The sequence below is a fragment of the Paraburkholderia sprentiae WSM5005 genome, assembly GCF_001865575.2.
In the GTDB taxonomy this organism is placed as follows: Bacteria; Pseudomonadota; Gammaproteobacteria; order Burkholderiales; family Burkholderiaceae; genus Paraburkholderia; species Paraburkholderia sprentiae.
Genome location: NZ_CP017563.2, coordinates 702,599 through 728,781, shown reverse-complemented (window position 1 = coordinate 728,781; position 26,183 = coordinate 702,599). Strand labels below are relative to the sequence as shown.

Below are 26,183 nucleotides of genomic sequence, written 5' to 3'. Positions count from 1 at the left end.
GCGGTGGCGCGAAGGGGCACCGCACTTGGCGGTTTCCCCGCCGAGTCTTATATAAGACATAAGACATTTGACCTCGGATACGTATTGCAATTAAAATCGCGATCGAAGCAGTGCCCGGCACAGCTTGGAGTGCCTTAAAAGCCTTTTCCTGAAACGCACATACCAGCAGGTCCCCATGCTTGAAAACTTTCGCGCTCACGTGGCCGCACGCGCCGCGCTCGGCATTCCTCCCTTGCCGCTAACGGCTCAGCAGACCGCCGAGCTGGTGGAACTCCTGACGAACCCGCCCGCCGGCGAAGAGCAGACTTTGCTCGAGCTGATCACCAATCGCGTGCCCGCCGGCGTGGACGAAGCGGCCCGCGTGAAGGCAGGCTTTCTCGCCGCCGTGGCCAAAGGCGAGACCGCCTGCGCGCTGATCTCGCGCGCGCGCGCCACCGAACTGCTCGGCACGATGCTGGGCGGCTACAACATCCAGCCGCTGATCGAATTGCTGCCGGACGCCGAAGTGGGCACCGTGGCCGCCGACGCACTGAAGAAAACCCTCCTGATGTTCGACCAGTTCCACGACGTCAAGGAACTGGCCGACAAGGGCAACGCCAACGCAAAGGCCGTGTTGCAAAGCTGGGCCGACGCGGAATGGTTCACGAGCCGTCCGGAAGTGCCGCAAAGCCTGACCGTCACGGTCTTCAAGGTGACGGGCGAAACCAACACCGACGACCTGTCGCCGGCCCCGGACGCTACCACCCGTCCGGACATCCCGTTGCACGCGCTGGCGATGCTGAAGAACGCGCGTCCCGGTATCACGCCGGAAGAGGACGGCAAGCGTGGCCCGGTCAAGTTCATCGAGTCGCTGAAGGAAAAGGGCCATCTGGTCGCGTACGTGGGCGACGTGGTCGGCACCGGTTCCTCGCGCAAGTCGGCCACCAACTCGGTGCTGTGGTTCACGGGCGAAGACATTCCCTTCATCCCGAACAAGCGCTTCGGCGGCGTCTGCCTCGGCGGCAAGATCGCCCCGATCTTCTACAACACGATGGAAGACGCCGGCGCTCTGCCGATCGAGCTAGACGTGTCGAAGATGGAAATGGGCGATGTCGTCGAACTGCGCCCGTACGAAGGCAAGGCGCTGAAGAACGGCGAAGTGATCGCCGAGTTTCAGGTCAAGTCCGACGTGCTGTTCGACGAAGTGCGCGCCGGCGGCCGCATTCCGCTGATCATCGGCCGCGGCCTGACCGCCAAGGCGCGTGAAGCGCTGGGCCTGGCACCGTCGACGCTGTTCCGCCTGCCGCAGCAGCCCGCCAACAGCGGCAAAGGCTTCTCGCTGGCCCAAAAGATGGTCGGCCGCGCCTGCGGTCTGCCGGAAGGTCAGGGCGTGCGTCCGGGCACGTACTGTGAACCGAAGATGACCTCGGTCGGCTCCCAGGACACCACGGGCCCGATGACCCGCGACGAACTCAAGGATCTGGCGTGCCTCGGTTTCTCGGCCGATCTCGTCATGCAGTCGTTCTGCCACACCGCCGCTTATCCGAAGCCGGTGGACGTGAAGACGCATCAAACCTTGCCGAACTTCATCAGCAATCGCGGCGGCATCGCGCTGCGCCCGGGCGACGGCGTGATCCACTCCTGGCTGAACCGCATGCTGCTGCCCGACACCGTGGGCACCGGCGGCGACTCGCACACGCGCTTTCCGATCGGTATCAGCTTCCCGGCCGGCTCGGGCCTGGTCGCGTTCGCGGCGGCCACCGGCACGATGCCGCTGGACATGCCGGAATCGGTGCTGATCCGCTTCAAGGGCAAGATGCAGCCGGGCGTGACCCTGCGTGACCTGGTCAACGCGATCCCGCTGTACGCGATCAAGCAAGGCACGCTGACGGTTGCCAAGCAAGGCAAGAAGAACCTCTTCTCCGGCCGCATTCTCGAAATCGAAGGCCTGCCCGATCTGAAGGTCGAGCAAGCGTTCGAACTGTCGGATGCGTCCGCCGAGCGCTCGGCTGCCGGTTGCACGGTCCACCTGAACAAGGAACCGATCATCGAATACCTCAACAGCAACGTCACGCTGTTGAAGTGGATGATCGCCCAGGGCTACCAGGACCCGCGCAGCCTGCAGCGCCGCATCAAGGCGATGGAGCAGTGGCTCGCCGACCCGCAACTGCTGTCGCCGGATGCCGACGCCGACTACGCAGCGGTCATCGAGATCGATCTCGCCGACATTCACGAGCCGATCGTCGCCTGCCCGAATGATCCGGACGACGTGAAGACGCTGTCGGACGTGGCCGGTGCCAAGATCGACGAAGTGTTCATCGGTTCATGCATGACCAACATCGGTCACTTCCGTGCCGCCTCGAAGCTGCTGGAAGGCAAGCGCGACATCCCGGTCAAGCTGTGGGTGGCCCCGCCCACCAAGATGGACCAGAAACAACTGACCGAGGAGGGCCACTACGGCGTCTTCGGCACAGCCGGTGCGCGTACCGAAATGCCGGGCTGCTCGCTGTGCATGGGCAACCAGGCACAGGTGCGCGAAGGCGCGACGGTCATGTCGACCTCGACCCGTAACTTCCCGAACCGCCTCGGCAAGAACACGAACGTGTACCTCGGCTCGGCGGAACTGGCGGCGATCTGCTCGCGTCTGGGCAGGATCCCGACCAAGGAGGAGTACATGGCCGACATGGGCGTGCTCAACGCCGACGGCGACAAGATCTATCAATACATGAACTTCGACCAGATCGAGGACTTCACGGAAGTGGCCGACACCGTGACGATGTAAGTGTGCTGTCGGGCTACGGCGCGTCGTTCTCGCCGTAGTGCCACAACATGGCGCCGTGGGCTGAATGCCTGCGGCGCCATTTTTTTTGGTGCGGCGCCGGAATCGAAGTCTGCGCGGGGCAGCCTCGCCGGGATCGGCGAGAGATCCCGCGGCACACGCATAGCGGTTCGGCATTGCTGCGCCGCCCTCCAGTCGCTGGTCGACAACGCGCGTCAGCCGCCCGACAATGCTTGACGAAACACGCCCGAACGGGCTGCAATCCGAACCTGTTTTTCCAACGCAGCGCGTCTCGGCGCCCGTCCGAGATTTTTTTGACGCCAGTTGTCCTTCAGCACGCGGCCCGCGCGTCATTGTGATGGCGGCCGATGTAATTCATCCGCCTCAACCCCATGACGGAGGCTCAAATGGAATACCTGTTGATGATCTACTCGGAAGAAAACGGCTGGAACAAGATGACCGACAGCGAGCGGCAGCAAGGCGTTGCCGCCTATCACGCCTATACCGAATCGTTGAAAAAAGCGGGGGCGCTGGTGGGCGCCAACCGGCTGCAGCACACGAATACGGCCACCACGGTGCGGCTCGTCGACGGCAAGCCGCAAGTTCTTGATGGACCGTTTTCCGATTCGAAGGAGCAACTCGCCGGCTACTATCTGATCGACGTGCCGAACCTCGACGCGGCGATGTCGTGGGCGGCGCGTTGTCCAGGCGCGGCGCACGGCGTCATGGAGGTGCGCCCGGTCTGGACCGCCCCTTACGAAGCCCCCTCTGCATGAGTTCGTTCGGCGGCGCCCGAGGCGATGACGGCGCCGCGCATGCGATCGCGGAGGCGGTCGCTCGCCGCAGCTACGGTAAGCTCGTCGCGCTGCTGGCGATGCGCACGCGCGACGTCGCCGCGGCCGAGGACGCGCTCGCCGACGCATTCGCGGCCGCGCTCGCGGACTGGCCGGAGCACGGCTGTCCAGCGAGTCCCGAAGCATGGCTGATGACGGTAGCGCGCCGCCGCGCGATCGATGGCGCGCGTCATCGCGCGGTCGGCGACGACGTCGCGAACCAGCTGGTGATTCTTGCCGACGAGATCGACGAGTGTGAAGCGGGCGCGTTGCCCGACCGGCGGCTTGCGCTGCTGTTCGCGTGCACGCACCCTGCGCTCGAAGCCGCGATTCGCACCCCGCTGATGCTGCAAGTGGTGCTGGGGATGGAAGCGAAGACGATCGCGTCCGCGTTCCTGATGTCGCCCGCCGCGATGAGCAAACGCCTCGTGCGGGCCAAGACCAAGATCCGCGAAGCGGGCATTCCGTTCAACGTGCCGGAGCGCGAGGAACTGCCCGGCCGGCTCGACGCGGTGCTCGAGGCGGTCTACGCGGCGTATGCGGAGGGTTGGACGGACCCGCTCGGCGGCGATGCCGAGCGGCGCGACCTCGCCGGCGAGGCGCTGTATCTCGCGCAACTGCTCGTCGAGCTGCTACCCGAGGAACCGGAGACCTTGGGTCTGCTCGCGCTGATGCTGTTTGCGCAGGCGCGGCGCGATGCGCGACGCGATGCAGCGGGCGACTATGTGCCGCTCTCGGCTCAGGACCCGGCAACATGGAACGCACCGATGCTCGACGCAGCGAACGCACTGCTGCGGCGCGCAAACGCGTTCAACGCAATCGGGCGCTTTCAGCTCGAGGCCGCGCTGCAGTCGGCGCATGTGCATCGCTGCCGGACGCGTCGCCCGAACTGGGACGAGATCGTGCATCTCTACGATGGGCTGCTTGCTATTGCGGCGTCGCCGGTAGTGGCCGTGAACCGCGCACTCGCCGTGGCGGAACGTGACGGCCCGCAGGCGGCGCTCGACGCGCTCGCGCCGTATGCGGACGACCCGCGGCTCGCCGACTATCAGCCTTATTGGGCCGCACGCGCCAACCTGCTCGCGCGGGCCGGCGCGACGGCGCAAGCACTCAGCGCGTACGACCTGGCGATCGGCCTCGAACGTGATCCGGCCGCGCGCCGGTTCCTGCAGCGCAAGCGAATGGAGCTTGCGTCGGGGAGCAGTTAGCGGCGCGCGATGCGTTTGCTAGCGGTCGCCGAAACCGTCAAAGTTTTGCAGCTTTCGACTGCTGCGCGGTTTGTGGCGTTTCCGGCGCGACCGGCTGATTGCGTGTCCAGTTGATGAATCCGTTCAGCATCGGGTGAAACAGCGGATCGTCAAGTCCCGCCATGTTGAAGGCGGTCATGTCGATCAGCAGAACAGTTTTTCCGGTGCTGGCATCAATCGCCTTCAGCGTTCCCTCGAAGTTATAGCCGCCCTTGAACACCGCATTGGGCTCGACGATCAGGAACGGCCCAATCTCTTTGCTGAGGTTATTGAGTCCGACAAGATCCGACACGTTCGGAACCTTGCTGCCGAGGTTGCGTTCAATCACGATGGCCTGCAGGTCGTCCTTTGTCGCGACCTTCTTGAAGGTATGCATTTCCTGAAGAGCGGATACAAAAAAATCGACAAACCGCGGGTTCGGCGTTTCCGCATTGATCTTCAGATAGACCATCTGGGCGTAAGCCGGGTCGAATTTCTCCGCAACGCGAACGTCAGCGGGTTTCAGTACCGTATGGGTTGCATAAAGGCCAGATGTCGGGTCGGGCTTTTCGACATGCAGGGTCGAGTTGCAGCCTGCAAGAAGGCCGGCGAACAGCAGTGCGAATGCGAAACGAAGCATAGATCCTCGAATTGATTGCGTAGTTCGCGCTATATCGGCATAGGACATGAAACCTTGAGCCTTGGAAGTCAGCCGCGCACGCTAGTCGGGAAGCGATCGACGTGTCGCCTCACCCCCCCGACGAGGCGACTCACGCATACCGCGCGAGAAACATATCCGCCGCCGCTTCCGCGATCCGCTTCTGTTCGCCGGCATCGAGCGGCACTTGCCCCAGCGCCACTTGTGGCCAGAACGCGAAAGCCTTGACGAGCGCCTGCAACTGCAGTGCCGCAAAGACGGGATCGTCGGTCTTGATGCGACCGTCCGCGTCAGCCGCCCGAACCCACGCCGTCAGATCTTCCTCGCGTTCCCCCATGCGAGCGACCATATCGCGCGCGCGGTCCGGCGAATGGATGCCAGCCGCGATCGCCACCCGTGCAAGCGACAGAAACGACTCCTCGTGAAGCAGCCGCAGCTTGCGCTCCAACAGATCGAGCAACTGCGCACGCAACGGTTGGTCGGCGCGATAACAGAGCGCGTCGCCGTCCTGGCTGGCGTCCCACAACTGATGGAGAATCGCCGCGAAAAGCGCTTCCTTGCTGGGGAAATGGTTATAGACCGTGCGCTTCGAGACGTTCGCGCGGGCGGCGATACGGTCCATGCTGGTGGCGTCGTATCCGGCTGCGAGGAATTCCTCGATCGCGGCGGCGACGATTGCGACGCGCTTGCGGTCGGTCAGACGTGGAGGGCGGGCACTGGATTCCATGCAAGGATTTTACACTGGCCAGTTTACTTTCCATGAAAACAAACTACACTGCCGGGTGTACATTTTCTTCGCTAGGTCAACTTATGACGTCGCTTCCCACCCTTGTCCGCCGAATGCTCGGCGTGAGCGCCGCGCAACGCAGTCGCGCGATGTTCAACCGCTCGCCGCAGCATGACGGCGAGCGCTTCCAGAACGTCAAGCCGCGTCCCGCGCAAAGCGTGCGCAAAACGCTCGGCCTCGCGTGGACGGTGCTGTTCAACAAGCCGCGCGGCACGGCGCCGACCGACGCATTGCCCGTCGAAACGCTGACGCGCGCGCAACTCGATGCGGCGCCCAACCGCAGCCTGTACCGGCTCGGTCATTCGACGATGCTGCTGAAGTTGCGCGACAAGTTCTGGCTCACCGATCCCGTGTTCGCCGAACGGGCGTCTCCATTCCGCAATCTCGGACCGAAGCGCTTTCATGCGCCGCCGATCTCGCTCGAAGATTTGCCGCCGCTGCGCGGCGTGATCTTGTCGCACGATCACTACGACCATCTCGATCGCGAGACCGTCCTCGTACTGGCGCAGCGTACCGAGGTGTTTCTGACGCCGCTCGGCGTCGGCGACCGGCTCATCGAATGGGGTATCGACGCGGCGAAGGTGCGCCAATTCGACTGGTGGCAGGGCACAGAGGTGGAGGGGATCGCGTTCACCGCGACCCCCGCGCAGCACTTCTCCGGGCGCAGCCTGTTCGACGGCAACCGCACGTTGTGGGCGTCGTGGGTGATCGTCGATCACGATTTGCGCGTTTTCTTCAGCGGCGATACGGGCTACTTCGATGGTTTCAGCGCAATCGGCGAGCGCCTCGGACCATTCGACGTCACGTTGATCGAAACCGGCGCATACGATGCGATGTGGCCATACGTTCATATGCAGCCGGAAGAAACCGTGCAGGCGCACATCGACCTGCGCGGCCGCTGGCTCGTGCCGATTCATAACGGCACCTTCGACCTCGCGATGCATCGCTGGCAGGAGCCGTTCGAAAGGGTGACGGGGCTGGCGCTTGCGCGCGGCGTCGCGCTGTCGACACCGCGCATGGGCGAGCGGCTCGATCTGAGCGCGGTGCATCGCGGCGAACGCTGGTGGCGCGACGTCGCGCAAACCGTTGTTGCGCCGAAAGCCTCGTGGCGGATCTGCGCGTCGCGCGAGGCCGGGGAAGGGGAGTCTTCCTGAGGTCGTTGGCAGGGCCACGTTTTTGCGGCCGGCGAGAGCGTCGCAGCCTTTGCGTCCTCCGTGGCGTTCCATGCGGACCGCTGCGTTGATCTCCGGGTCAATTCTTCAGGTCGGCGAGAATGCGTTCCGCGAGAAAATCGCACGGAGGCCGTTTAGAAGCGGCACTTCGCGCCAGCACGACTTCGAGCGTGCCGATTTCCGGCAGGCCGTTGGCGGCCCCCAGCAGCAAAAAGTGCGCCGGTACCGCGCACTTGGCCAGAGGCGTCACCGCGAGTCCGGCCTCGGCCATCGTCAGCAGACCCAGCAAACTCGGACTTTCATATGACGTTCGATACGTGATGCGCGCGCGCTCCAGACTCCGTATGGCTTTCTCCCGGGCGACGCTGCCGGGCAAAAACACCGCGATGGGCAACGGCCTTTCGCGCCAGATCTCGGTCGCGCCTGGCGCGGCGGCCCAGACCATCGGCTCGTGACGCAGAAATTCGCCGTGCAATCCTTTCACGCGCGTCGCGCAGACGAGATCGACCGTGCCGTCCTTCAACATGGGCTCGAGAGCAACGCTGGGCAGCCCCACCACCTGAATCTCCACCTTCGGATAGGTCGCCGAAAATTTCTTGAGGATGGGTGGGAACAATGACGTTGCATAGTCGTCCGGCACACCGATGACCACGCGTCCGGTCACGTCCGGTCGTACCACCGCTGCCCACGCTTCATCGCGCAGCGCGATCATCCGCCGTGCGTAGGTCAACAGCATTTCGCCGTCCTGCGTCGGCACCACGCTGCGGGGCTTGCGAACGAAAAGAGCCTTGCCGAGCGCCGTCTCGAGCGTCTTGATCTGCATGCTCACCGCCGATTGCGAGCGATGCACGAGCTGCGCTGCACGGCTGATCGTGCCGGCATCCGCCACCGCGATGATCATCGACAACACATCCAGATCAAGCGCTTTCATTTCCGTTGCCATCGTGGTTGATATCAGAAAAGTAGATCGATTCCATCAATATTATGCGATTTTCTTTTGCGAGCACACCATCGATAGTGGCGTCAAAGGAGCACTGTGATGAATGCACGTACCAGTCCATCGATTCTGGCCTCGGCCGACGGCGCGTCTGCGCCGTCGTTTGTGACCACCGCATCGAGTCTTGCCATACCGTACGTCGAGCGCGGGCGTGGCGAGCCGATGGTGTTCGTGCACGGCTCGCTTTGTGACTATCGCTATTGGGACGCGCAGCTGGCTTCCTTGTCCGGGCAGTTTCGCTGCTTCGCGCCGAGCCTGAGCCATTATTGGCCCGAGGTCGATGCGTTCGGACGCGGCGAGTTCAGCTGGGAGGCGCACGTCGAGGAGATTGCCGGATTCATCACCGCGCTTGACCTCGCTCCCGTTCATCTGGTCGGTCACTCGCGGGGTGGGTGCGTGGCGTTTCATCTGGCGCGCGAATATCCGCGCCTCGTGAAAACGCTGACGCTAGCCGATCCCGGCGGCCCGCTGCAAACCGAATCGAGGGGGCAGCCCGCGTTCATGCCGCCGGCGACCAATGTCTTGCGCGCACGTGTCGCCGAACTGATCGAGCGGGGAGAGTTCGACGCCGGCTTGTCGATGTTCGTCGACTCCGTGAGCATGCCGGGGTTCTGGAACAAAAGCCCGGAGAGCTTTCGTCGCATGGCGCTCGACAACGCGCTCACGCTGCCGAAGCAGTTGCTCGACCCGCTTCCCGCCTATACGCCGGAAGCCGCGCGCGATATCAAGTGCCGTACCTTGTTGATCGATGGCCAGAAAAGTCCGCGTATGTTCCGCAATACGGTCGACAAGCTGCAGCAGTGGATCGAGTTTGCCGAACGCGAAACGATCGACGGCGCATCGCATGGAATGAACGTCGCGAGACCGGATGCATTCAACAGGGCGGTCGCGAGGATCGCGGCGTAGCCGGCTCACATCCGGATGCTTTCCGGATCGAGAGCGGTGATGGGCGGCGCGATCGTCTCAACGCCCGAACAGGTTTTCCCGGATCTGCCGCAAGTGGTTCGTCAATAGCTCGCAAGCCGCCTCGGCATCGCGATCGCGAAGCGCATCCACGATCGCGCGGTGCTGCGCCTCGTATTGTCTACGCCGCTCGGGCGTGAGCGAGAGGCGCTTCAGACGTCCCCACTCGCCCTGTTCACGCACCTCATTGGTCAATTCGAGCACGCGCAGAAAGAACGTGTTGTGCGTTGCGACCGCCATCGCGCGGTGAAGCTCGCCGTCCCAGTGCTCGAACTCCTCGATCGTCTGCGCCGCTTCGGAACGTTCGATGCATTCGCTCATGTGCGCGAAGTCGGCCACGGTCGCATAACGGACGATGAGACGAGGCATCAGCGGCTCGATCAGAAGCCGTGCTTCCATCAGTTCGGCCGGGCTCGTCTGCACGGTGTCCCGCTTCGGCTCGGCAAGCGCAACCGGCACCGGCAAGCTCGCTCCGGGCTGCACGAACGTGCCGCTTCCGACCGTCTGCCGTATCAGCCCGCGCTCTTTCAAATCGGCGAGTACTCGCCGGACGGCCCCGCGCGAAGCACCGAATTCCTCACTCAGTTCGCGCTCGGGCGGTAGGCGCACGCCTTCGGGGAAGCGTCCGCTGCGGATCGCTTGCTCCAGATAGCTGGCGAGTTCCCGCGCTCCTTTCGCCCTGACTGTCAGCCTTGCGTCGACGTCACTCATACTCAGTCCTGCTGTGCGGCAAAACAGAACCAATTGGTTCTTGTTTTTGGTTAACCCTGGTTCTTTTCGTCAAAGTTTGGTCCTACAGTGGTCCCAGTTCGACCCACCAGACCTAGATTAAAGGCCCAACATGAAATTAGCAACCTTGCGGCATCACGGCGAGAGGACGGTCGCCGTTTGCGACGCGGACGCCGGTGTCTATTGGCCGGTATCGCAGTTGTGCGACGGCTTTTCCGGCGACATGGTCCAATTGGTACAACAATTTTCCGACCTGCGCGAATCGCTGCGCCCGCGTGGCGAAGCGCACCCGCTCGCGGCGGCGACGCTGCTGGCGCCGGTTGACCGGCCGCGCCGCAACGTCTTCTGTGTCGGCAAGAACTATCACGACCACGCCGAAGAGTTCAGCAAGTCCGGCTTCGACAAGAGCGCGCAGGCAGGCGAGCACATACCGGAAGCGCCGGTCGTGTTCACCAAGCCCGCTTCAACGATCATCGCGACGGGCGAGCGCATTCCGCGTCATGCCGACGTGACGCAACAGTTGGACTACGAAGTCGAGATCGGCGTGGTCATCGGCAAGGCGGGTCGCGCGATCTCCAGGGCCAACGCGCTCGATCACGTGTTCGGCTACACGATCATCAACGACGTCACCGCGCGCGATCTGCAAAAGCTGCATCGTCAGTGGTTCATCGGCAAATCGCTCGACGGCTTCTGCCCGATGGGCCCGTATCTGGTGACGGCCGACGAACTGGACGCGTCGAACATCGACGTGCGTTGCTGGATCAACGGCGAGTTGCGTCAGGAATCGAACTCGAAGCTGCTGATCTTCGATATTCCGACCATCATCGAGACGCTGTCGGCCGGCATGGAACTGCAGCCGGGCGACGTGATTGCGACGGGCACGCCGGCGGGCGTCGGCATCGGCTTCAATCCTCCGAAATTCCTGCAAAGCGGTGATGTCGTGCGCATGGAGATTGCGCGCATCGGCGTCCTTGAAAACGAGGTGGCGTGAACATGGCAACGACGCAAGTGCAACGGGTATTCATCGAGACCGAAGGCGAAGGCGCACCGGTGGTCTGCATCCACGGTCTCGGCGGTTCTTCGAACAACTGGACGCCGGTGCTGCCGGCGTTCGAAGGCAGGAAGGTCATCCGCATCGACCTGCCGGGTAGCGCGCGTTCGCCGTTGCCCGAGCAGAAGCTGTCGATCGATTGCTATGTGGAGACGATCGCCTCCGTGCTGCGCGAGCTGCAAGTGACTAACGCGGACATCGTCGCGCATTCGATGGGCACCATCGTCGCGCAGCACCTGGCCGTGAAGCATCCCGAGCTGGTCAGAAGCCTCGCGCTGTTCGGGCCGCTGGTCGCTCCGCCGGACGCCGCCCGCGAAGGCATGCGCCAGCGCGCGGGCATCGCGCGCGACGAGGGCGTGGCGGGCCTGCAGGAAATCGCCGATGCGATCGTCAAAGGCGCCACCAGCGACGAGACCAGGTCGCAGCGACCGGTGACGCTTGCGCTCGTGCGCGAAAGCGTGATGCGTCAATCGCCCGAAGGCTACGCGCAAAGCTGCGAGGCGTTGGCCGGCGCGCAGGCGGCGGAGATCGAACGCATCGAGGTGCCGACGCTGCTCGTGACCGGCGACCAGGACGGCGTCGGCAAACCCGATGCGGTGAACGCGATGGCCGCGCGCATCGCGGGCGCGAAAGTGGTCGTGCTGAGCGGCTGCGGTCACTGGACGACGTTCGAAAAACCCGCCGAAGCGACGGCCGAGTTGAAGCGCTTCTATCAGCGGGCTCAGTAAGGCATTAAACAGGCGGGCAAGCCGCGTCGATCAGAAAAAGCCGCACAGAACGGCGATCGACCGGCGCCCCATCGGCAGCTAACCAGGATCAGGCAGTAACCAACCGGCGGCGGACGCCCGCGCGCGTTCGGCCCCATGTGGAGGAGACAGACATGAGTTCGATCTTGTTCACCAACGTATCGGTTTTCGATGGTAGCGGCGCTCAGCCCTTCAAAGGTCAGGTGCTGGTGGACGGGCAGCGCATCGTTCGCGTCGCTCGTGACGAAGCGCCGATCAACGCGCCGCAGGCACAGCGCATCGACGGCCGTGGCGCGTTCCTGATGCCCGGCATGACCGAAGCGCATACGCATTTCTCGTGGAACGACCAGCCGTCGCTTTCCGCGATCCAGTTCATGCCGCCCGAGGAGCACATGCTCTGGTGCGTGCGCGTGGCGAAGCGTTATCTGGAAATGGGCTGGACCTCCGCGCTGGGCGCGGCCGCCGCCAAGCCGCGGCTGGATGTCGTGCTGCGCAACGCGGTCAACGCCGGCGAATTTCCGGGACCGCGCTATCTCGCGGGCAGCCAGGAGATCACCATTCTCGGCGGGCTGGCGGACAACACGCTGCCGCACATGCCGTTCAAGGAACTGAACTTCGGCGCGGTCGTGAGCGGGCCGGAAGAAATGCGCGCGACCACGCGCATGTTCGTCAAGTACGGCGTCGATCATCTGAAGATCAACCTGTCGGGCGAATACATCGCGGGCATTTCGGCGGAGTCGTCACCGTTTTCCGAGGAAGAGATCGCAATGCTCGCCGCCGAGGCCAAGCGCGCCGGCAAGCGCGTGGCAGCGCATGCCCGCTCGAGCGAATCGGTCAAGCAATGCGTGCGGCACGGGCTGGAACTGATCTTCCATGCGAGCTTCGCCGACGAAGAAGCGCTCGACATGCTCGAAGCGAACAAGGAGAAGCACTTCGTAGCACCCGGCATCGGCTGGCTCATCAGCACGCTGTATCACGCGGAGAAGTGGGGCATCACCGAGGAAATGGCGACGAAGATGGGCTACAAGCGCGAGCTCGAAACCGCCGCGGTGACGCTGCAGAAGATGCATAAGCGCGGCATCCGCATTCTGCCGGGCGGCGACTACGGCTTTGCGTGGATGCCGCACGGCACCAACGCGCGCGACCTTCAATACTTCGTCGACTACATCGGCATGACGCCGATGGAGGTGCTGATCGCGGCCACGCGCTACGGCGGCGAACTGATGATGATGCCCGAGGCGCTCGGTCAGATTCGCGAGGGCTATCTCGCCGACATCATTCTCGTCGACGGCGATCCGCTCGCGGACCTCACCGTTCTGCAGGACCCGAACAGGATCACGCTCGTGATGAAGGACGGCGAGATCTTCAAGACGACGCACGACGCGCTGCCGCCGCGCGGCGAACTTCATGCAGGCGCCGCATTGCCGGCCGATCCGGGCGTCGAAACGGCGGCATCCGCGCCGGTGCACTGAACAACACGAAACATCGGGAGACGACGACATGAAACCGCGCACTTTGCTGGCCACCGTGGCGACGAGCCTCGCGTGCGCATCGGCGTTCGCCAGCGCGCCCGACATCGGCCTGTCCAACGGCTATTTCGGCACCGAATGGCGCAACCAGATGATCGACGGGGCCAATCAGCAGTTCCAGACCTACAAGAACAAGGGCATGGCCGACAAGCTGGTCGTGCAGCAATCCGGCGCCAACACCGGTCAGCAGATCCAGGACATGCGCAATATGATTCGCCAGAAGGTGGGCGCGATCATGGTCGATGCGAACTCGGCCACCGCGCTCAACGGCGTGATCTCGCAAGCGCAGCGCAGCAAGATCCCGGTGGTGTCGTTCGACCAGGCCGTGTCGAATCCGTACGCGACCAACGTGACCGTCGATCATTACAAGTGGGGCCAGCGCTACGCGCAATGGATCGCGGAGCAACTGCACGGCAAGGGCAATGTCGTGGTGCTCGACGGCATTCCGGGACATCCGGCCGCGGAGGCGCGCAAGAAGGCCGCGCTCGATACGTTCGCGAAGTATCCGGGTATCAAGGTCGTCTGGTCCGGCTATGGCGAATGGGACGAGGCGAAAGCGCAATCGGTGATGGCAACGGTGATCGCTGCGCAACCGAAGATCGATGCGGTGTTCACCGAAGACGCGATGGCGCTCGGCGTGCTGCGCGCATTCGAGAACGCGAACCGTCGCGTGCCGATCATGACCGGCGAGGCGCAGAAGGGCTTCCTCACCGAATGGAAGAAGCAGCGCGACGCCGGCAATCCGATGAAGGTGTTCGTGCAGGTGAATCCGCCGGACATCAGCCGCACGGCGCTCGGCATCGCGGTGCGGCTCGCACAGGGGCGCAAGCTCAAGCCGCTGCCGGATAACACCTACTACTTCCCGATCACCAAGACGGTGACGGCCGAGAACCTCGACGCCACGCTCGCCACGATGAGCGACAAGCCCGACAGCTACTTTCTCGGCCAATGGCTGAGCGAACCCGAGCTCGACGCGCTGTTCGCGCAATAGCACCGATCATGTCCGTGCTCATCGCGAAGGGACTGACGAAACGCTTTGGCGGGGTGCTCGCGCTCGACGCCGCGAGCCTCACGCTGAATCCGGGCGAAGTGCTGGGGTTGCTCGGCGCCAACGGCTCGGGCAAATCGACGTTGTCGAGCATCCTCGCGGGCGACAGGGCGCCGGATGACGGCTCGATCGAGATGGACGGCGCGCCGCTGCGCCTCGGCTCGCCGAACTCGGCGCGCGCGGCGGGCATCGCGATCGCGCATCAGCATCCCGGCCTCGCGCCGGATCTGCCGGTCTGGGAAAACGTGTTTCTCGGCGCGGAGCTGTGCCGTATGGGCCGTTTCCTCGATCAGCGGCGCACGCGCGATTGCGCCACGCGGCTGCTGGAGAGCCTGAGGCCCGGCTGGGATATCGATGTGAGCGCAGGCAGCCTGAGCGCCGCGGATCAGCAACTCGTCGAGATTGCGAGAGCGCTCGCGCTCGAGCCGCGCATCCTGATTCTCGACGAGCCGACCGCCGCGCTGGCCGCCGCCGAAGTCGACAACCTGATGCGTGTCGTGCGTAGCCTGACGGCTCGCGGCACGGCCGTCGTGTTCATTTCGCATCGGATGGCGGAGATCGAAGCGCTGTGCGATCGCGTCATGGTGCTGTGTAACGGCCGCCCGGTCGGCGAGCTAGCGGTTCGCGGCCAGCTCGACGAAGCGCGCGTGCTCGAGTTGATGGGCGGCGCGGCTGCCGCGCAGGTGCACGACCGCGAGCGCGCAAGTGCCAGTCATCCGGCTGACACCGGCAGCACCGTCGCGTTCAGCGTCACCGATCTGCGCGCCGGGGCGCGGCTGCGCGGCGTCAGCTTCGCGCTGCGACGCGGAGAGATTCTTGGCATTGCGGGATTGCAGGGCCACGGTCAGGAGGAATTGCTCGACGCGCTCGCGGGCTTTCGCGTGCCGGACGGCGGGGAAGTCAGGCTCGACGGACCGGCCGGCGCGAGGACGATCGTGCCGCGCTCGCCACGTCAGATGATCGCCGCGGGCGTGTGCCTCGTGCCCAACGACCGGCATCGGCAGGGTCTGTGGCTCGATCACCCGGTCGAATTCAATCTGGCGCAGGTCAGGGTGAACTTCGAGGCGAGCCCGTGGCGCCTGCATCGCGCGCCGATCCGCCGGTTCGTCGATGACGTGGTGGCGCGTCTGCGCATCAAGACGTCCGACGTGCGCCAGCCGGTGCGCGATCTGTCGGGCGGTAATCAGCAGAAGGTGGTGATCGGGCGCTGGCCGAACCGTCAGGTCGACGTGCTGCTGCTGAGCGACCCGACCAAGGGCGTCGACGTGATCGCCCGCCGGGAAATCTACCAGACGATCGGCGCGCTCGCGCAAGCGGGGACCGCCGTGCTGGTCTATGCATCGGATACCGAAGAACTGCTCGCGGTTTGCGACCGGCTGATCGTCATGTACGAAGGCCGGATCGTCGCCGAGCTGGAAGGTGATGAGATGAATGAATCCCGAGTGACGAGCGCGCTGTTCGGCCGGAGCGCGGCATGAAGGCGCATATGGGAGAGAGGCTTGCCGACGCGGGCGCCTGGCCGCCAGGCAGACGGATCGGCGCGGCGCTGAGGGCGTCCGGTGCGCGTGTCGCGAGCGCGCTGCCCGCGCTCGTCATGCTGCTCGCGGTCGTGATCGCGAATGCATGGCTACAGCCGGATTTTCTGACGGCCGATTCGCTCGCGAGCAACATGCAGAACGCCGCGCCGGTGATTCTGATCTGCATGGCGCAGGCTGTCGTCGTGCTGATGGGAGAGCTCGATCTGTCGATGGGCGCGGGGATCTCGCTCGTCAACTGCGTGCTCGCGGCCGCGCCCGGTTTGTTCGGCTGGGGCATCGGCGCGACGTGTCTCGCCGCGCTGGGCGCCGCGCTGCTCGCCGGTGCGTGCAACGGTCTGCTGGTCGGCTATGCGAAGCAAAGCGCGCTGATCGCGACTTTCGCGACCGGCGCTGTCTGGTTCGGCTGCGCGCTGCTGCTGATCCCGCAGCCGGGCGGCGCGGTGCCCGACGCGTTGGGCGAATGGTTCGCGGCGCGCGTCTCGGTGATTCCGCTCGCGGCGCTGCCGGTGCTCGCCGCGATCGCGCTGTGGGCGCTCCTGCAGCGGCATCGCTTCGGACGTCGGCTGATCGCGACCGGCAGCCACGCCGACGCGATGTTCAAGGCCGGCATCGATGTCCGGCTCGTCAAACTGCTCGGCTATCTGCTCGCGTGGCTGTTCGTGTTCGCGGCGGCGCTCTGCCTGAGCGCGCAAACCGCGTCCGGCGACGCGCGCCTGGGACTGCCGTACACGCTGAACTCGGTGGCAGCCGTGGTGATCGGCGGCATCTCGCTCGCCGGCGGGCGCGGCACGATGCTCGGCGCCGTCTGCGGCGCGCTCGTGCTCACGCTGATCGGCAACGTCGTCTACTTCGCCGGCATCCCGAGCAATTACCAGGAAGTGTTCAAGGGCGCGGTGATCGTCATTGCGCTCGGCTTCACGTTCGTGGGCGCGAAAAGGAGAGTTTGACGATGAAACCGAAATCGCGCCGCGCCTTTTTGCTGGCGCTCGCAGTGATCGTGCTCGTCGGTGGGCAGTTCGCCGTGCCGGGCTTCGCGAGCCTGGGTCAGCTCGCCAATCAGCTGAAGATCGCGACGTTTCTGGGGCTCTTCGGCATCGCGCAATCGCTCGTGATGATCGCGGGAGACCAGGGCCTCGACCTGTCGGTCGGCGCGGCCGCGACGTTGGGCGGCATTCTCGGCGCCGCGCTGCTCGGACCGGCATCGGCGGGACTGCCTGCGGCGTTCGCCGTCGCGACGTTGGCTGGCGCGCTGGTGGGCGCGCTCAACGGCGTCGGCATCACGCTGCTGTGCATCCCGCCGCTCGTGATGACCCTTGCGATGGCGAGTCTCGTCGACGGCGGATTGATCGTCTGGTCGTCGGTCATGCACGTGAATACGGCCGCGAGTCCCGCACTCGCGGCGCTCGCCGGCAGGACGATCGCGGGCGTGCCGAGCGTCGCGCTGATATGGCTCGTCGCGGGCGCGCTGATGTGGCGCTTCCTTGACCATTCCGCCTGGGGGCGTCGCCTGATGGCGACGGGCGCGAATCCGATCGCTGCCGCCATCGCCGGAACGCGCGTGCGAGCCATCCGCATCGCGGTCTATGTTGCGAGCGGAATCATCGCTGCTCTGACGGGCGTGTTGCTCGTCGGCTACGTCGGCCAGGCGTTTCTGGGGCTCGGAACGACCTACGTTTTGCCGAGCGTCGTCGTGGCGGTGATCGGCGGCGTGTCGCTCGCGGGTGGGCGGGGCGACTACATCGCGGTCGCGATCGCCGCCGTGCTGCTCACCGTGCTCACGAGTCTGTTGACCGCGCTGCAGATAGGCGAAGCTGGGCGGCAATGCATTTTTGGTGCGACGTTGTTGGTCTTTCTCGCGCTTAACGGCTGGTCGTTCAACGGGGCGCTGCGACGGCGGCACGCATGAGGCGCTTCGAGCCCTGCCGGAGGCGTCGGCATCGCTGCGCACGGCGTGGATGAGCGGCCGCGTCGGCGTGTGCCGATGGGCTATCTCTCTTCGATGTACAGCAAGCGACAGCCGGACACGGTTCTTGCTCGCGCATTCATCCATCCGGCTGGACCTGCATCGGCCTCGACCACAAGGAGGGCTTTCAATGAAAGACATCGATCTGAATCAGCGCGTCGAAGAAATCGAACTGGCTTTATCGACGCTATTCGAATCGCCGAAAGCGCCGGCGATCAGCGGCTACGACGACGGCCGGACCTTCTTCATCCAGGCCTCCTGGGTGATCGAGTCACTTGGCGACACGACGCTGGATTCGCGATGCGTGCTCACACTCCACTTTTCGGAGTCGCAGATTCAGCGTTACGCGCAGATGGATACGGCACAACGTATCCTCGTGCGCGAACGCCTGTGCCAAATGGTGCGGGATCGACTCCCACTTGGAGGCACCAAGCCGCCATTGCAGGGAGATTGCGCCGAAGATCTGCACGTGGAGGATCGGCTGCTGGATGTCGACGATCCGCTTTGACCTTCTGTGTGCCGGGCGAGTTGCGCCAAAGTGTCCTCGATGTAGCGACGTTGAAACGTGATTAGCATGACTCTTCGCTCGGCACCGGGGGAGGGAGCGACTCGAGCAGCTTCACGAGCCTCGCCTGCTGCTGCGGCGTCAGTCCCGGCGTCGCGCTGACCTGCTGGACACGCGCGCGCCAATAGGTCCGGCTGAACACTGAATCCGCGCCATCCGAGGACAGAATCCGTTCAAGATGGGCAATCGCATCGCCGGCGGTCAGGGGTGTATAGGGACTCTCCATTTCATGGGGCCCTCTCTTGATTGTTGTTTTCATCCACTTCTCTCAGGTGGTGACCGGCTGGGTCCGGTCGTGTACGTCCGACTTCAGTTGGCCAGTTCGTGCTGAACAGCCAATGCGGGGCGCGTTCGCATGCCGGCCGACATCACGACGCGACCCATCGCAAGCGGCACGGCCCCGATGTTTAGCAAAGCTCCGCGGCGGCCACCCACGACATCGTCTCGAACTGCCTGAGAACGGTGTGCAGCGATCCGGAGAACCTGTCGGCAAACGCTATGGTTATGTGTTCGACGTCGCGTTCGCGACTGGTTGTGATCCGGACATGCTCGACGGCATCGGCGACCGGCATCAACACTTGCCAGACAGCGGCGACCCGCATGTCGCCGCGCCTCGTACGAACCGTGATCTGATGGCCTGTGGCCTTCGATAGTCCGGTAGTTTCTGGTGTCATTCTTCAGCCCTCTCTATCTATGTTTGTTATTGGCACGGACGAATGCATTCACATTCGACCGCGCGATTGATGCCACCACTCATGATGATCCAGATGTCGTAGCAGTCTTGCCCGTCTGCGTTCGCGGCGATAGTGATCAATCACCATGAGCAGTGCGATGCTGAGGGCGGAGCCCCCGATGACCAGGCCCATCCAGGTTTCACTCATGACACGTTCCTCTCATGGAAGCACAGGGGTGTTGCGTAATGGTTCACGCTGGTTCGTACTGTTCGCTTCTCCAAGGCCGCCTATGCCGCCGGTTACTACTACGATTCGTTTCGTCATGCTTCCATCCGTGATCGTCACGTCTGCGAGAGGTCGCCAATACCCGATGGGCGTCTCGAATAACCCGCCATTGCTTCGCCACAACGCGTTGCCGCCTCCAGCGTGATGCGAGGAACGGTTTCAGCATTGATTGAACTGCGCGGTTTTTTACAGCTTGTGGTATTGCGCGAATGGAGCCGGGTGGCCAGCGAGCGCGATATGCCGCGCCGGCGCACTGCTCAAAGATGCCAGGTGCCCCGAATGGTGCCTTCCGTCCGGTCGTTCAGGCCGGCGAGCGAAAAGCATTTCGACACATTCGTTCGGCAGAATTTCAGCGAAACTTCGGACGAAAGGTCGTTCATTCATGCTCCTGAATTGATGGCCGAAATAAGGCGTTCCGGATGGTCCGGAGCGCGAGGTGTTATTAGTAAGACTAAACAAACACTGCAAGCCAGTTCGGCATGTTTGCACTTCTCGCCGCCGGTATTCAACAGTCGAAAGCCGGTCGTCTATCGCCATGAAACGAGACGACAGCCGATTTAGAGGGTTCATTCTAGCGTCGAATTGTTAAATTTTGACTGCCAAAACCTAGGTAAATACCCTTACTTTCAAGCTCCATCGCGAAGGGCGAACGGCGCGCGAACACGGCTCGCGCGCGAGCGTAAGATGGAAGCGATCGATTGATGAGTTTCAAGGAGGCGCCATGAAGGCGGTGTGCCCGCTGCACGGGCCAACGACCATCGTCGGCACGAACGCGTACGGTTTTCCGGTGTATGCGTGTTGCCGCGACGACGTTCCTTACGTCACGCCGCCGGACGCCTGTACGCGTGAACCGACGCGGCGCGGACACGAATCGAGGCCGCAGCCGCGGCAACCTTCCGCAAACAAGGAACCACGCTGAGGTTGGCGGTCACTGTCATTCCTGCAACGAGTTGCAGTCGATCAGCGCATGCACGAGGCGCCAGCCGTTCCAGTCGCAAAAGTCGAGCAGCATGGTGCCGCACGGCTGCAAGCGAGCCGCGAGCCGCTCGGCAAGCTGCTCGTGAATACCGCGATGCTGTGTATCGCCAAATGCCACGACCGCCGGCGGTGCCGCCATCCCCGTGCCGCTGCAGAAGTTGATGACCCAACGCGCGCCGCCCGCATCGGCGGCGAGATCCAGCAGCGAATCGATCGCGCGCCATTTGTGCGGGATCGATGCCGGCACCGGCACGCGAAACTGGTCCTGGATGCTGAACGGCGTCGCCACGTGGTCGATATCGAACGTCGCGTTATCGGGCCAGTCCGTCAGATCGATGCCGAGCGGCTCGTCGCTCGCGAAGCGCCGCAGTAGCACGATGCCCCCACGTACCGCCTTCAGCCGCGGCAGTTCGGAAGCAAGGTGCCAGCGCACGTCTGTGTGTCGTTCCACATACCATGCGAAGGTCGCGGCGAACGTGCGGGTGCAGTCAAGCGCGGGCCATTCGTCCTTGACGGACATGACGATGCATTCGCTGGGGTGACCTGCGAGAAACTGGCCGCAGGTCCGCGCCACATCGTCGAAACTCAGGCCGAGCGCGATGCCGCCGTGATGAATCGCCAAGCGATCGCGCTCGTGGCGGCAGCGGATGTCGAGGACCCGGATGCCTTGGTGCAACTGAGCGTCGAGCGTGGCCCGTTGCGTGCGCGCGAGCCGGTCATCGACCGTATACGCGCAGGTGTCGTGGCTGCCCGGCAACGTCAGTGCGGACAACGATCGGCTGCCATCGATGGCCGACATCCAGTCGGCCGGTGAAGCGGTGAGATCGGTCAGGGCAGCGCGCAAGAAAACCTCTGGATAGGCAAAGCACATGCCGCAACGGCGACATGCAGTGAGAGTCCGCTACTTCAATCCGCCCGAGAAGCCCTGTAGCAGATAGCGCTGCACATAACCCGCGAGCAGCAGCGTCGGCACCGACGAAATCACCCCTGCGCTCATCAGTTCGCCCCAGTCGATGCCGTTCTCGGTGACGTAACCCGCCATCGCGAGCGGTAGTGTGAAATGACTCGGCGACGAGACGAATAACAGCGCCAGCAGAAACTCGTTCCACGCCATGATGAACACGAAGATAGCGGTGGCAACCAGCCCCGGTGCGCACAGCGGCATGACGATAAAGACGATGCGCTGCGCGAGATTCGCGCCGTCGAGCGCCGCGGCCTCCTCGAATTCGATCGGCACGTCGCGCACGAACGGCAGCAACATCCAGATCGCCATCGGCAACGCGTACAGTTGATACGCGAGTATCAGCCCGAGCAGCGAGTCGAGCAGATGCAGCCACTTGGCCAGCGAAAACAGCGGTACGGCCACCGTGATCGGCGGCATCAGCTTCAGTGCCAGCACGAGCATCAGGAACATCAGATCGAGTCGCGCCGGAAACGCAAGCCGCGCGAGGGCATAGGCGGCGGGAAAAGCCAGCGCGAGCGCGAGCAACGTGGCGCCTAGCGCGACCCACACCGAGTTCAGCACCGACTGCGCCATACCGCTTTCCCACACCGCCGCGAAATGCTCGATCGTGGGTGCGGAAGGCCACAACGCAAGCGGATGAGCGAGGCGTTCCAGCGTCGGCGTAAAGGCCGCGCCAGCCATCCAGACGCACGGCAGCAGCAGCACCGCCAGCGCCGCGACGCGCAACAGCGCTTGCACCGCGCCACCGGACGAGCGTCGCGCGAAAGCCGCCACGCGCGCGAGCGGCATCACCGGTCGCGCTTGACGGCCGATTTCCATATGTATCCCGAGACCAGCACCGCGCACGTGAGCAGCATCAGTACCGAAGCCGCGCTGGCAAGTCCAACGTTGAAGAACCGGAAGCCCGTGTCATAGATGTAGGTCGACAGCGTCTGCGTGGCATTGCCTGGACCGCCGCCCGTCAATGCGTACACCTTGTCGAACAGCTTGAAGGTGTCGATCGAGCGCAGCAGCATGGCCAGTGCGACGTGCGGTGCAACGAGCGGCAGCGTGATGTAGCGCAGGCACTGCCATTCGTTCGCGCCGTCGGTGCGCGCCGCCTCGGCGATTTCAGGCGGAACCGACTGTAGCCCCGCGAGAATGACGAGGAATGCCATCGGCGTCCATTGCCAGACGTCGACCAGCATCAGCGACCAGAGCGCGAGGTGCGGATCGGCTAACCACGGCACCCGCGGCAGACCTGCGGCCACGAGCAGCGCATTCAGGAACCCGCGGTAGTTGAGCCAGTTGCGCCAGATCGCGGAGCACACGAGCGTAGAGAGCATCATCGGCAGGACGGCGAGCGGCAACGCGATGCGCCGGCCCGGAAAGGCTCGGACGAACAGCAGCGCGAGCGCGAGTCCGAACAGGACTTCAGCGAGCGAGGCCACGATCATGAACTGGATCGTATTGACGAAACTCGTGCCGAACTCGCCGTCCGCAATGACCGATCGATAGTTGGCGATCCCGATGAACGAGCGATGCCCCGACGCGTAATCCACCGAGAAAAACGAATCGATCAGCACGCGCGCCATCGGGTAGAGCGCCAGTACGCCGAGCACGAGCGCGGCTGGACTCATCAGGATGAGCAGCGGCAGGTAACGTCGCAACCGGCTCATCGCCTTGTTCCCGCACTTGCCTGCGTTGCCACTGCCGCTATCACTGCAATGCGGCGTTGGCCTGGGCGATCTTCTGCGCGGCCTGATGCAAGACTGCGTCGGGCGCGGCCTGCCCCGTCAGAGCGAGTTGCAACGCGTCGCCGAGAATCGCCTCGATCTGCTGCCAGTCTTTCACACGGGGCCGCGCACGGCCCGCTTCGAGCGCCTTGAGCTGATCCGGATACCAGCGATATTGCTTGACGAGGGTCGGATTGGCGAAGACGCTCTTGCGCGTCGGCGGAATGCCGAGCACGGCCAATTGCGTTTGGGTCGTCGACGAGGTCAGATAGGCGAGGAAATCCGCTGCCAGTTTCGCATGGGCTGCATCTTTCGCAATGCCCATCTGCCAGATGCCGAGCATCGGCGCCGGCCCCTTGATCTCTCCGGGCGGAGCTTGCAGCGCGATCTGGCCGACGACGCGCGACTTCGCCGGATCGTCGAGCGCGGGCAGCCAGGCGGGCCACACTTCGATGGCCTGCGCGGCCGTGCCGCTCTGCAATGCGTCGCGCACTTCGCCGGCGCCGTACACGTCGACGTCCGCCGGCGCCCACTTCTTGAGAGCGAGGAGCATCTTCAGCGCGGCGAGCGCTTGCGGCGAATCGATCGTGACCTTGCCGTTCGTGTCGATGATGTCTCCGCCATAGGCCCAAAGGATCGGCAGAAAACCGGTGACGACCGGGTTGCCCTTCACGCCGCGAAACACGACAGCCGAAACGTCCTTGTCGGCGGTACCGATGGTCTGCGCGATCTTTAGCACGTCGTCCCAGTTGCGCGGCGGCTGCAGGCCGCGACTCGCCAGCAGATCCTTGCGATAAGCGAACATTTCGACGTTGCCGACGATCGGCATCGCGTACAAGGTGCCCGTCGACGCGCGTCCCAGCGCGACCGTGGAAGTCACCATGTCCGCGTCCGCGAGCGTGGCGGGCAGCGGCTGAAGCCATCCGTTGGCGATGAATTCGGGGGTCCAGGTGTCGTCCATCATCACCAGGTCATAGGCACGCGTGTTCTCGCGTAACGAGAGCTTCAGCTTCTGATAGAGGTCGTTGTTCGGCAGCTTCAGCAACTCGATATCGACGCCCGGGTGCTGCTTCTTGTAGCCGTCCACCGCCAGCGCAAGTCCGCGGCCGTAGATGTCGTCCCGGCCCGCGATCACGAGATCCGCGGCATGCGCGCCAAGTGCGGCGATGGACAGGGAAGCCGCGACGCAAGCCGCGCGCAGGCAAGCGAACAGGGTCGTCCGCTGGATCATTGAAGCCATGGCTCTTGAATTCCTGTTGGGAAAAGGCGTATGCGTACGATGAGTCCAGAGCAACCCACCCCGCTTTATTTCATCGCGCGCAGCGTCGCGAAAATAGATGCCAGATTGCGGCAGCGGGAATTGCAGCAACCTATCATGACGTACATGTGTCAGCAAGCAGGGTTGCCGCGTAGTGTTCGACCCGCACGCAGGCACGCTTCGCCATCGCAGAGCCTGCGCTGACACTCATCCGGAACTGAGCATCGAGGTGCGAAACGAGGACTGTCTGCGCTGTGAAACGTTTGGCCGTGAAAGCGGGTCACGAAATCAGTAGGGACCCGCTCATCGTTTGTACCGATTGAGCGCCCGAGGGCCGGTGAATATTGTTGTGTGCGCATTCTTCAAATGCTGCAATGTGGCGGGATGATGTTGCTCAACGATCATTCGAATCGGAGACGCATGATGTCCAGTAACAGCGTGTGGCGAAACCTTCATTGCGTCGTCGCGACGGGGATGGTAGCGGCGGGGCTAAGTCTGGCGGCTGGCGCTCAGGCGGCCGCCGAGCCGATCAAGATCGGCGTGATCAGCGAAGAATCCTCGGTGGCGGGCGCCTCGATCAGCAAGGCGGCGCAACTTGCCGCGGACCAGATCAACGCCAGCGGCGGCGTCAATGGCCGGCCCATCCAGATCGTCGCGTACGACGACCATTCGTCGGCTTCGGACGGCGTGCGCGCGTTCCAGCGCGCAGCGACCCAGGACAAGGTGGTCGCTGTGATCGGCAGCTATATCAGCGAAGTGGCGCTCGCCATGGAACCATGGTCGGGGCGCCTGAAGATGCCCTTCATCACACCCGGCGCGGCGAGCAACGACATTTCGAAGCACGTCCACGACGACTACGACCATTACAAGTACACGTTCCATGGCTGGATGACGTCGGCGTTCATCGCGCAGTCGATCTGCGACTTCTCGCACGACGTGCTCGTCGGCCAGTTCAAGATGAAGACCACGGTCGTTATGAGCGAGGATGCCGCGTGGACCAAGCCGCTCGACGAACGCTACCTGGAATGCCTGCCCAAAGCCGGACTCCAGGTGCTCGATCACATCCGCTTCAATCCTGATACGTCCGACTTCACGCCGATCTTTAACCAGATCGAGGCGAAGCACCCCGATACGATTACCACCGGCATCAGCCACGTTGGGGTGCAGCCGACGGTGCAATGGCACGATCAGCAAGTACCGATTCCGATGTCGGGCCAAAGCTCGCAGGCCACGACCACGAGCTTCTGGAAGGACACGAATGGCGCGACGGAAGGCGTGATCACGGCCTCGGCCGCGGCGCCGGGCGTGGCGATCACGCCGAAAACCATACCTTTCACGGATGAGTACCAGAAGAAATTCGGCGTCTCTCCAGCGTATTGCGGCTTCACGAGCTACGACCTCGTCTACATCATCGCGGACGCGATCAAGCGCAACAAGGGCTCGACCGATCCGGACCAGATGGTCGACGCGCTCGAAAAAACCGACTACGTGGGCACGATCGGACGCTGGCAGTTCTATGGCAAAAGCGATCAGTTCACGCACGCGCTGAAGTACGGGCCAGGCTATATCACCGGCATCAACCTGCAATGGCAGAACGGCAAGCAGGTCGCGCTCTGGCCCAAGTCGATTGCCAACGGCACGGTCAAATTCCCGAGCTTCATCAAGGTGCAGCAGGCAAGCGCGAACTAGCCGCGCGACGATCGCGATCACGATGGAGGCTGCTTCGGTCTGTCCGGACCTGCGCGT

The 26,183-nt window shown here is 63.8% G+C and carries 26 protein-coding genes; 14 read left to right on the top strand and 12 right to left on the bottom strand.

From position 1 onward, the window contains the following. Positions 1-175: 175 nt before the first annotated feature. The 3 genes from acnB (at position 176) to BJG93_RS31905 (ending at position 4,799) form a co-directional block, all read left to right on the top strand. A complete protein-coding gene (acnB, locus tag BJG93_RS31915) occupies positions 176-2,761 on the top strand; it encodes a bifunctional aconitate hydratase 2/2-methylisocitrate dehydratase (RefSeq protein WP_027194463.1) in 2,586 nt (861 codons plus the stop codon). Between the two features lie 404 nt (positions 2,762-3,165). After that, positions 3,166-3,534 carry a YciI family protein gene (locus BJG93_RS31910; RefSeq protein ID WP_027194462.1) on the top strand — a complete coding sequence of 123 codons (369 nt, stop codon included), beginning with the start codon at positions 3,166-3,168 and terminating at the stop codon, positions 3,532-3,534. Then, positions 3,531-4,799, top strand: coding sequence for an RNA polymerase sigma factor (locus BJG93_RS31905; protein WP_027194461.1), 1,269 nt, complete (start codon positions 3,531-3,533; stop codon positions 4,797-4,799). Before BJG93_RS31910 ends, BJG93_RS31905 begins: the two co-directional genes overlap by 4 nt. A 37-nt stretch (positions 4,800-4,836) precedes the next feature. On the opposite strand, the gene BJG93_RS31900 is transcribed toward BJG93_RS31905, so the two are convergent. Both BJG93_RS31900 and BJG93_RS31895 read right to left on the bottom strand, forming a co-directional pair. Then, positions 4,837-5,457 carry an LPS-assembly lipoprotein LptE gene (locus tag BJG93_RS31900; RefSeq protein WP_027194460.1) on the bottom strand — a complete coding sequence of 207 codons (621 nt, stop codon included), beginning with the start codon at positions 5,455-5,457 and terminating at the stop codon, positions 4,837-4,839. A gap of 130 nt (positions 5,458-5,587) precedes the next feature. Next, positions 5,588-6,202 carry a TetR/AcrR family transcriptional regulator gene (locus tag BJG93_RS31895; RefSeq protein WP_027194459.1) on the bottom strand — a complete coding sequence of 205 codons (615 nt, stop codon included), beginning with the start codon at positions 6,200-6,202 and terminating at the stop codon, positions 5,588-5,590. A gap of 83 nt (positions 6,203-6,285) precedes the next feature. Between BJG93_RS31895 and BJG93_RS31890 the strand changes: the two genes are divergently transcribed. Further along, entirely contained in the window at positions 6,286-7,416 is a 1,131-nt protein-coding gene (locus tag BJG93_RS31890; RefSeq protein ID WP_027194458.1) for an MBL fold metallo-hydrolase, read from the top strand. 97 nt (positions 7,417-7,513) lie between these two features. Here the strand turns inward: BJG93_RS31890 and BJG93_RS31885 are convergent, their stop codons facing one another. Then, positions 7,514-8,365, bottom strand: coding sequence for a LysR substrate-binding domain-containing protein (locus tag BJG93_RS31885; RefSeq protein ID WP_027194457.1), 852 nt, complete (start codon positions 8,363-8,365; stop codon positions 7,514-7,516). Between the two features lie 108 nt (positions 8,366-8,473). On the opposite strand from BJG93_RS31885, the gene BJG93_RS31880 reads away from it, so the two are divergent. Next, positions 8,474-9,337, top strand: a complete 864-nt coding sequence (locus BJG93_RS31880; protein WP_027194456.1) for an alpha/beta fold hydrolase — start codon at positions 8,474-8,476, stop codon at positions 9,335-9,337. 57 nt (positions 9,338-9,394) lie between these two features. Here the strand turns inward: BJG93_RS31880 and BJG93_RS31875 are convergent, their stop codons facing one another. After that, positions 9,395-10,105: a FadR/GntR family transcriptional regulator gene (locus BJG93_RS31875; RefSeq protein WP_027194455.1), complete on the bottom strand. Its 711-nt coding sequence runs from the start codon at positions 10,103-10,105 to the stop codon at positions 9,395-9,397. Positions 10,106-10,235: 130 nt separating this feature from the next. On the opposite strand from BJG93_RS31875, the gene BJG93_RS31870 reads away from it, so the two are divergent. The 8 genes from BJG93_RS31870 to BJG93_RS31835 all read left to right on the top strand — a co-directional run bounded on the left by BJG93_RS31870 (position 10,236) and on the right by BJG93_RS31835 (position 18,506). Then, complete coding sequence (locus BJG93_RS31870; protein WP_027194454.1) at positions 10,236-11,114, top strand: fumarylacetoacetate hydrolase family protein; 879 nt, start codon at positions 10,236-10,238, stop codon at positions 11,112-11,114. Positions 11,115-11,116: 2 nt separating this feature from the next. Further along, positions 11,117-11,902: an alpha/beta fold hydrolase gene (locus tag BJG93_RS31865; RefSeq protein ID WP_027194453.1), complete on the top strand. Its 786-nt coding sequence runs from the start codon at positions 11,117-11,119 to the stop codon at positions 11,900-11,902. A 152-nt stretch (positions 11,903-12,054) separates the two neighbouring features. Beyond that, positions 12,055-13,392: a metal-dependent hydrolase family protein gene (locus BJG93_RS31860; RefSeq protein WP_027194452.1), complete on the top strand. Its 1,338-nt coding sequence runs from the start codon at positions 12,055-12,057 to the stop codon at positions 13,390-13,392. Between the two features lie 28 nt (positions 13,393-13,420). Then, positions 13,421-14,440 (top strand): ABC transporter substrate-binding protein, encoded by a 1,020-nt coding sequence (locus BJG93_RS31855; protein WP_027194451.1) that lies wholly within the window; start codon positions 13,421-13,423, stop codon positions 14,438-14,440. A gap of 8 nt (positions 14,441-14,448) precedes the next feature. Continuing rightward, positions 14,449-15,975 carry a sugar ABC transporter ATP-binding protein gene (locus BJG93_RS31850; RefSeq protein WP_051374188.1) on the top strand — a complete coding sequence of 509 codons (1,527 nt, stop codon included), beginning with the start codon at positions 14,449-14,451 and terminating at the stop codon, positions 15,973-15,975. After that, positions 15,972-16,982: an ABC transporter permease gene (locus BJG93_RS31845; protein ID WP_027194449.1), complete on the top strand. Its 1,011-nt coding sequence runs from the start codon at positions 15,972-15,974 to the stop codon at positions 16,980-16,982. The genes BJG93_RS31850 and BJG93_RS31845 overlap by 4 nt, the downstream gene beginning before the upstream one ends. A 2-nt stretch (positions 16,983-16,984) precedes the next feature. Continuing rightward, positions 16,985-17,941, top strand: a complete 957-nt coding sequence (locus tag BJG93_RS31840; RefSeq protein ID WP_051374187.1) for an ABC transporter permease — start codon at positions 16,985-16,987, stop codon at positions 17,939-17,941. A 187-nt stretch (positions 17,942-18,128) separates the two neighbouring features. Next, positions 18,129-18,506, top strand: coding sequence for a DUF3022 domain-containing protein (locus BJG93_RS31835; RefSeq protein ID WP_027194448.1), 378 nt, complete (start codon positions 18,129-18,131; stop codon positions 18,504-18,506). Positions 18,507-18,567: 61 nt separating this feature from the next. On the opposite strand, the gene BJG93_RS31830 is transcribed toward BJG93_RS31835, so the two are convergent. From BJG93_RS31830 to BJG93_RS31800, 8 genes are all read right to left on the bottom strand, one after another. Then, positions 18,568-18,789 carry a hypothetical protein gene (locus BJG93_RS31830; RefSeq protein ID WP_407675340.1) on the bottom strand — a complete coding sequence of 74 codons (222 nt, stop codon included), beginning with the start codon at positions 18,787-18,789 and terminating at the stop codon, positions 18,568-18,570. A 181-nt stretch (positions 18,790-18,970) separates the two neighbouring features. Continuing rightward, on the bottom strand, positions 18,971-19,237 hold the full coding sequence (locus BJG93_RS31825; RefSeq protein ID WP_027194446.1) for a hypothetical protein: 267 nt from the start codon (positions 19,235-19,237) through the stop codon (positions 18,971-18,973). A 48-nt stretch (positions 19,238-19,285) separates the two neighbouring features. Then, a complete protein-coding gene (locus tag BJG93_RS31820; RefSeq protein WP_167544179.1) occupies positions 19,286-19,444 on the bottom strand; it encodes a hypothetical protein in 159 nt (52 codons plus the stop codon). 335 nt (positions 19,445-19,779) lie between these two features. Beyond that, positions 19,780-19,902, bottom strand: coding sequence for a hypothetical protein (locus tag BJG93_RS36160; protein WP_269217474.1), 123 nt, complete (start codon positions 19,900-19,902; stop codon positions 19,780-19,782). A 554-nt stretch (positions 19,903-20,456) separates the two neighbouring features. After that, positions 20,457-21,344, bottom strand: coding sequence for a phosphatidylinositol-specific phospholipase C (locus BJG93_RS31815; RefSeq protein ID WP_231337631.1), 888 nt, complete (start codon positions 21,342-21,344; stop codon positions 20,457-20,459). Between the two features lie 57 nt (positions 21,345-21,401). Continuing rightward, a complete protein-coding gene (locus BJG93_RS31810; RefSeq protein WP_034477440.1) occupies positions 21,402-22,253 on the bottom strand; it encodes a carbohydrate ABC transporter permease in 852 nt (283 codons plus the stop codon). Next, on the bottom strand, positions 22,253-23,122 hold the full coding sequence (locus BJG93_RS31805) for a carbohydrate ABC transporter permease (RefSeq protein ID WP_027194442.1): 870 nt from the start codon (positions 23,120-23,122) through the stop codon (positions 22,253-22,255). Before BJG93_RS31805 ends, BJG93_RS31810 begins: the two co-directional genes overlap by 1 nt. A gap of 40 nt (positions 23,123-23,162) precedes the next feature. Further along, positions 23,163-24,419 (bottom strand): ABC transporter substrate-binding protein, encoded by a 1,257-nt coding sequence (locus BJG93_RS31800; RefSeq protein WP_027194441.1) that lies wholly within the window; start codon positions 24,417-24,419, stop codon positions 23,163-23,165. Between the two features lie 441 nt (positions 24,420-24,860). Here BJG93_RS31800 and BJG93_RS31795 point away from each other — a divergent pair, with 441 nt between their 5' ends. Next, positions 24,861-26,126, top strand: coding sequence for an ABC transporter substrate-binding protein (locus BJG93_RS31795; RefSeq protein WP_027194440.1), 1,266 nt, complete (start codon positions 24,861-24,863; stop codon positions 26,124-26,126). Positions 26,127-26,183 lie beyond the last annotated feature (57 nt).

Excerpts from the sequence above, each read along its gene's own strand:
- acnB (WP_027194463.1), top strand. The coding sequence starts at position 176 with ATGCTTGAAAACTTTCGCGCTCACGTGGCCGCACGCGCCGCGCTCGGC.
- BJG93_RS31910 (WP_027194462.1), top strand. The coding sequence starts at position 3,166 with ATGGAATACCTGTTGATGATCTACTCGGAAGAAAACGGCTGGAACAAG.
- BJG93_RS31905 (WP_027194461.1), top strand. The coding sequence starts at position 3,531 with ATGAGTTCGTTCGGCGGCGCCCGAGGCGATGACGGCGCCGCGCATGCG.
- BJG93_RS31900 (WP_027194460.1), bottom strand. The coding sequence starts at position 5,457 with ATGCTTCGTTTCGCATTCGCACTGCTGTTCGCCGGCCTTCTTGCAGGC.
- BJG93_RS31895 (WP_027194459.1), bottom strand. The coding sequence starts at position 6,202 with ATGGAATCCAGTGCCCGCCCTCCACGTCTGACCGACCGCAAGCGCGTC.
- BJG93_RS31890 (WP_027194458.1), top strand. The coding sequence starts at position 6,286 with ATGACGTCGCTTCCCACCCTTGTCCGCCGAATGCTCGGCGTGAGCGCC.
- BJG93_RS31885 (WP_027194457.1), bottom strand. The coding sequence starts at position 8,365 with ATGAAAGCGCTTGATCTGGATGTGTTGTCGATGATCATCGCGGTGGCG.
- BJG93_RS31880 (WP_027194456.1), top strand. The coding sequence starts at position 8,474 with ATGAATGCACGTACCAGTCCATCGATTCTGGCCTCGGCCGACGGCGCG.
- BJG93_RS31875 (WP_027194455.1), bottom strand. The coding sequence starts at position 10,105 with ATGAGTGACGTCGACGCAAGGCTGACAGTCAGGGCGAAAGGAGCGCGG.
- BJG93_RS31870 (WP_027194454.1), top strand. The coding sequence starts at position 10,236 with ATGAAATTAGCAACCTTGCGGCATCACGGCGAGAGGACGGTCGCCGTT.
- BJG93_RS31865 (WP_027194453.1), top strand. The coding sequence starts at position 11,117 with ATGGCAACGACGCAAGTGCAACGGGTATTCATCGAGACCGAAGGCGAA.
- BJG93_RS31860 (WP_027194452.1), top strand. The coding sequence starts at position 12,055 with ATGAGTTCGATCTTGTTCACCAACGTATCGGTTTTCGATGGTAGCGGC.
- BJG93_RS31855 (WP_027194451.1), top strand. The coding sequence starts at position 13,421 with ATGAAACCGCGCACTTTGCTGGCCACCGTGGCGACGAGCCTCGCGTGC.
- BJG93_RS31850 (WP_051374188.1), top strand. The coding sequence starts at position 14,449 with ATGTCCGTGCTCATCGCGAAGGGACTGACGAAACGCTTTGGCGGGGTG.
- BJG93_RS31845 (WP_027194449.1), top strand. The coding sequence starts at position 15,972 with ATGAAGGCGCATATGGGAGAGAGGCTTGCCGACGCGGGCGCCTGGCCG.
- BJG93_RS31840 (WP_051374187.1), top strand. The coding sequence starts at position 16,985 with ATGAAACCGAAATCGCGCCGCGCCTTTTTGCTGGCGCTCGCAGTGATC.
- BJG93_RS31835 (WP_027194448.1), top strand. The coding sequence starts at position 18,129 with ATGAAAGACATCGATCTGAATCAGCGCGTCGAAGAAATCGAACTGGCT.
- BJG93_RS31830 (WP_407675340.1), bottom strand. The coding sequence starts at position 18,789 with ATGGAGAGTCCCTATACACCCCTGACCGCCGGCGATGCGATTGCCCAT.
- BJG93_RS31825 (WP_027194446.1), bottom strand. The coding sequence starts at position 19,237 with ATGACACCAGAAACTACCGGACTATCGAAGGCCACAGGCCATCAGATC.
- BJG93_RS31820 (WP_167544179.1), bottom strand. The coding sequence starts at position 19,444 with ATGAGTGAAACCTGGATGGGCCTGGTCATCGGGGGCTCCGCCCTCAGC.
- BJG93_RS36160 (WP_269217474.1), bottom strand. The coding sequence starts at position 19,902 with ATGAACGACCTTTCGTCCGAAGTTTCGCTGAAATTCTGCCGAACGAAT.
- BJG93_RS31810 (WP_034477440.1), bottom strand. The coding sequence starts at position 22,253 with ATGCCGCTCGCGCGCGTGGCGGCTTTCGCGCGACGCTCGTCCGGTGGC.
- BJG93_RS31805 (WP_027194442.1), bottom strand. The coding sequence starts at position 23,122 with ATGAGCCGGTTGCGACGTTACCTGCCGCTGCTCATCCTGATGAGTCCA.
- BJG93_RS31800 (WP_027194441.1), bottom strand. The coding sequence starts at position 24,419 with ATGGCTTCAATGATCCAGCGGACGACCCTGTTCGCTTGCCTGCGCGCG.
- BJG93_RS31795 (WP_027194440.1), top strand. The coding sequence starts at position 24,861 with ATGTCCAGTAACAGCGTGTGGCGAAACCTTCATTGCGTCGTCGCGACG.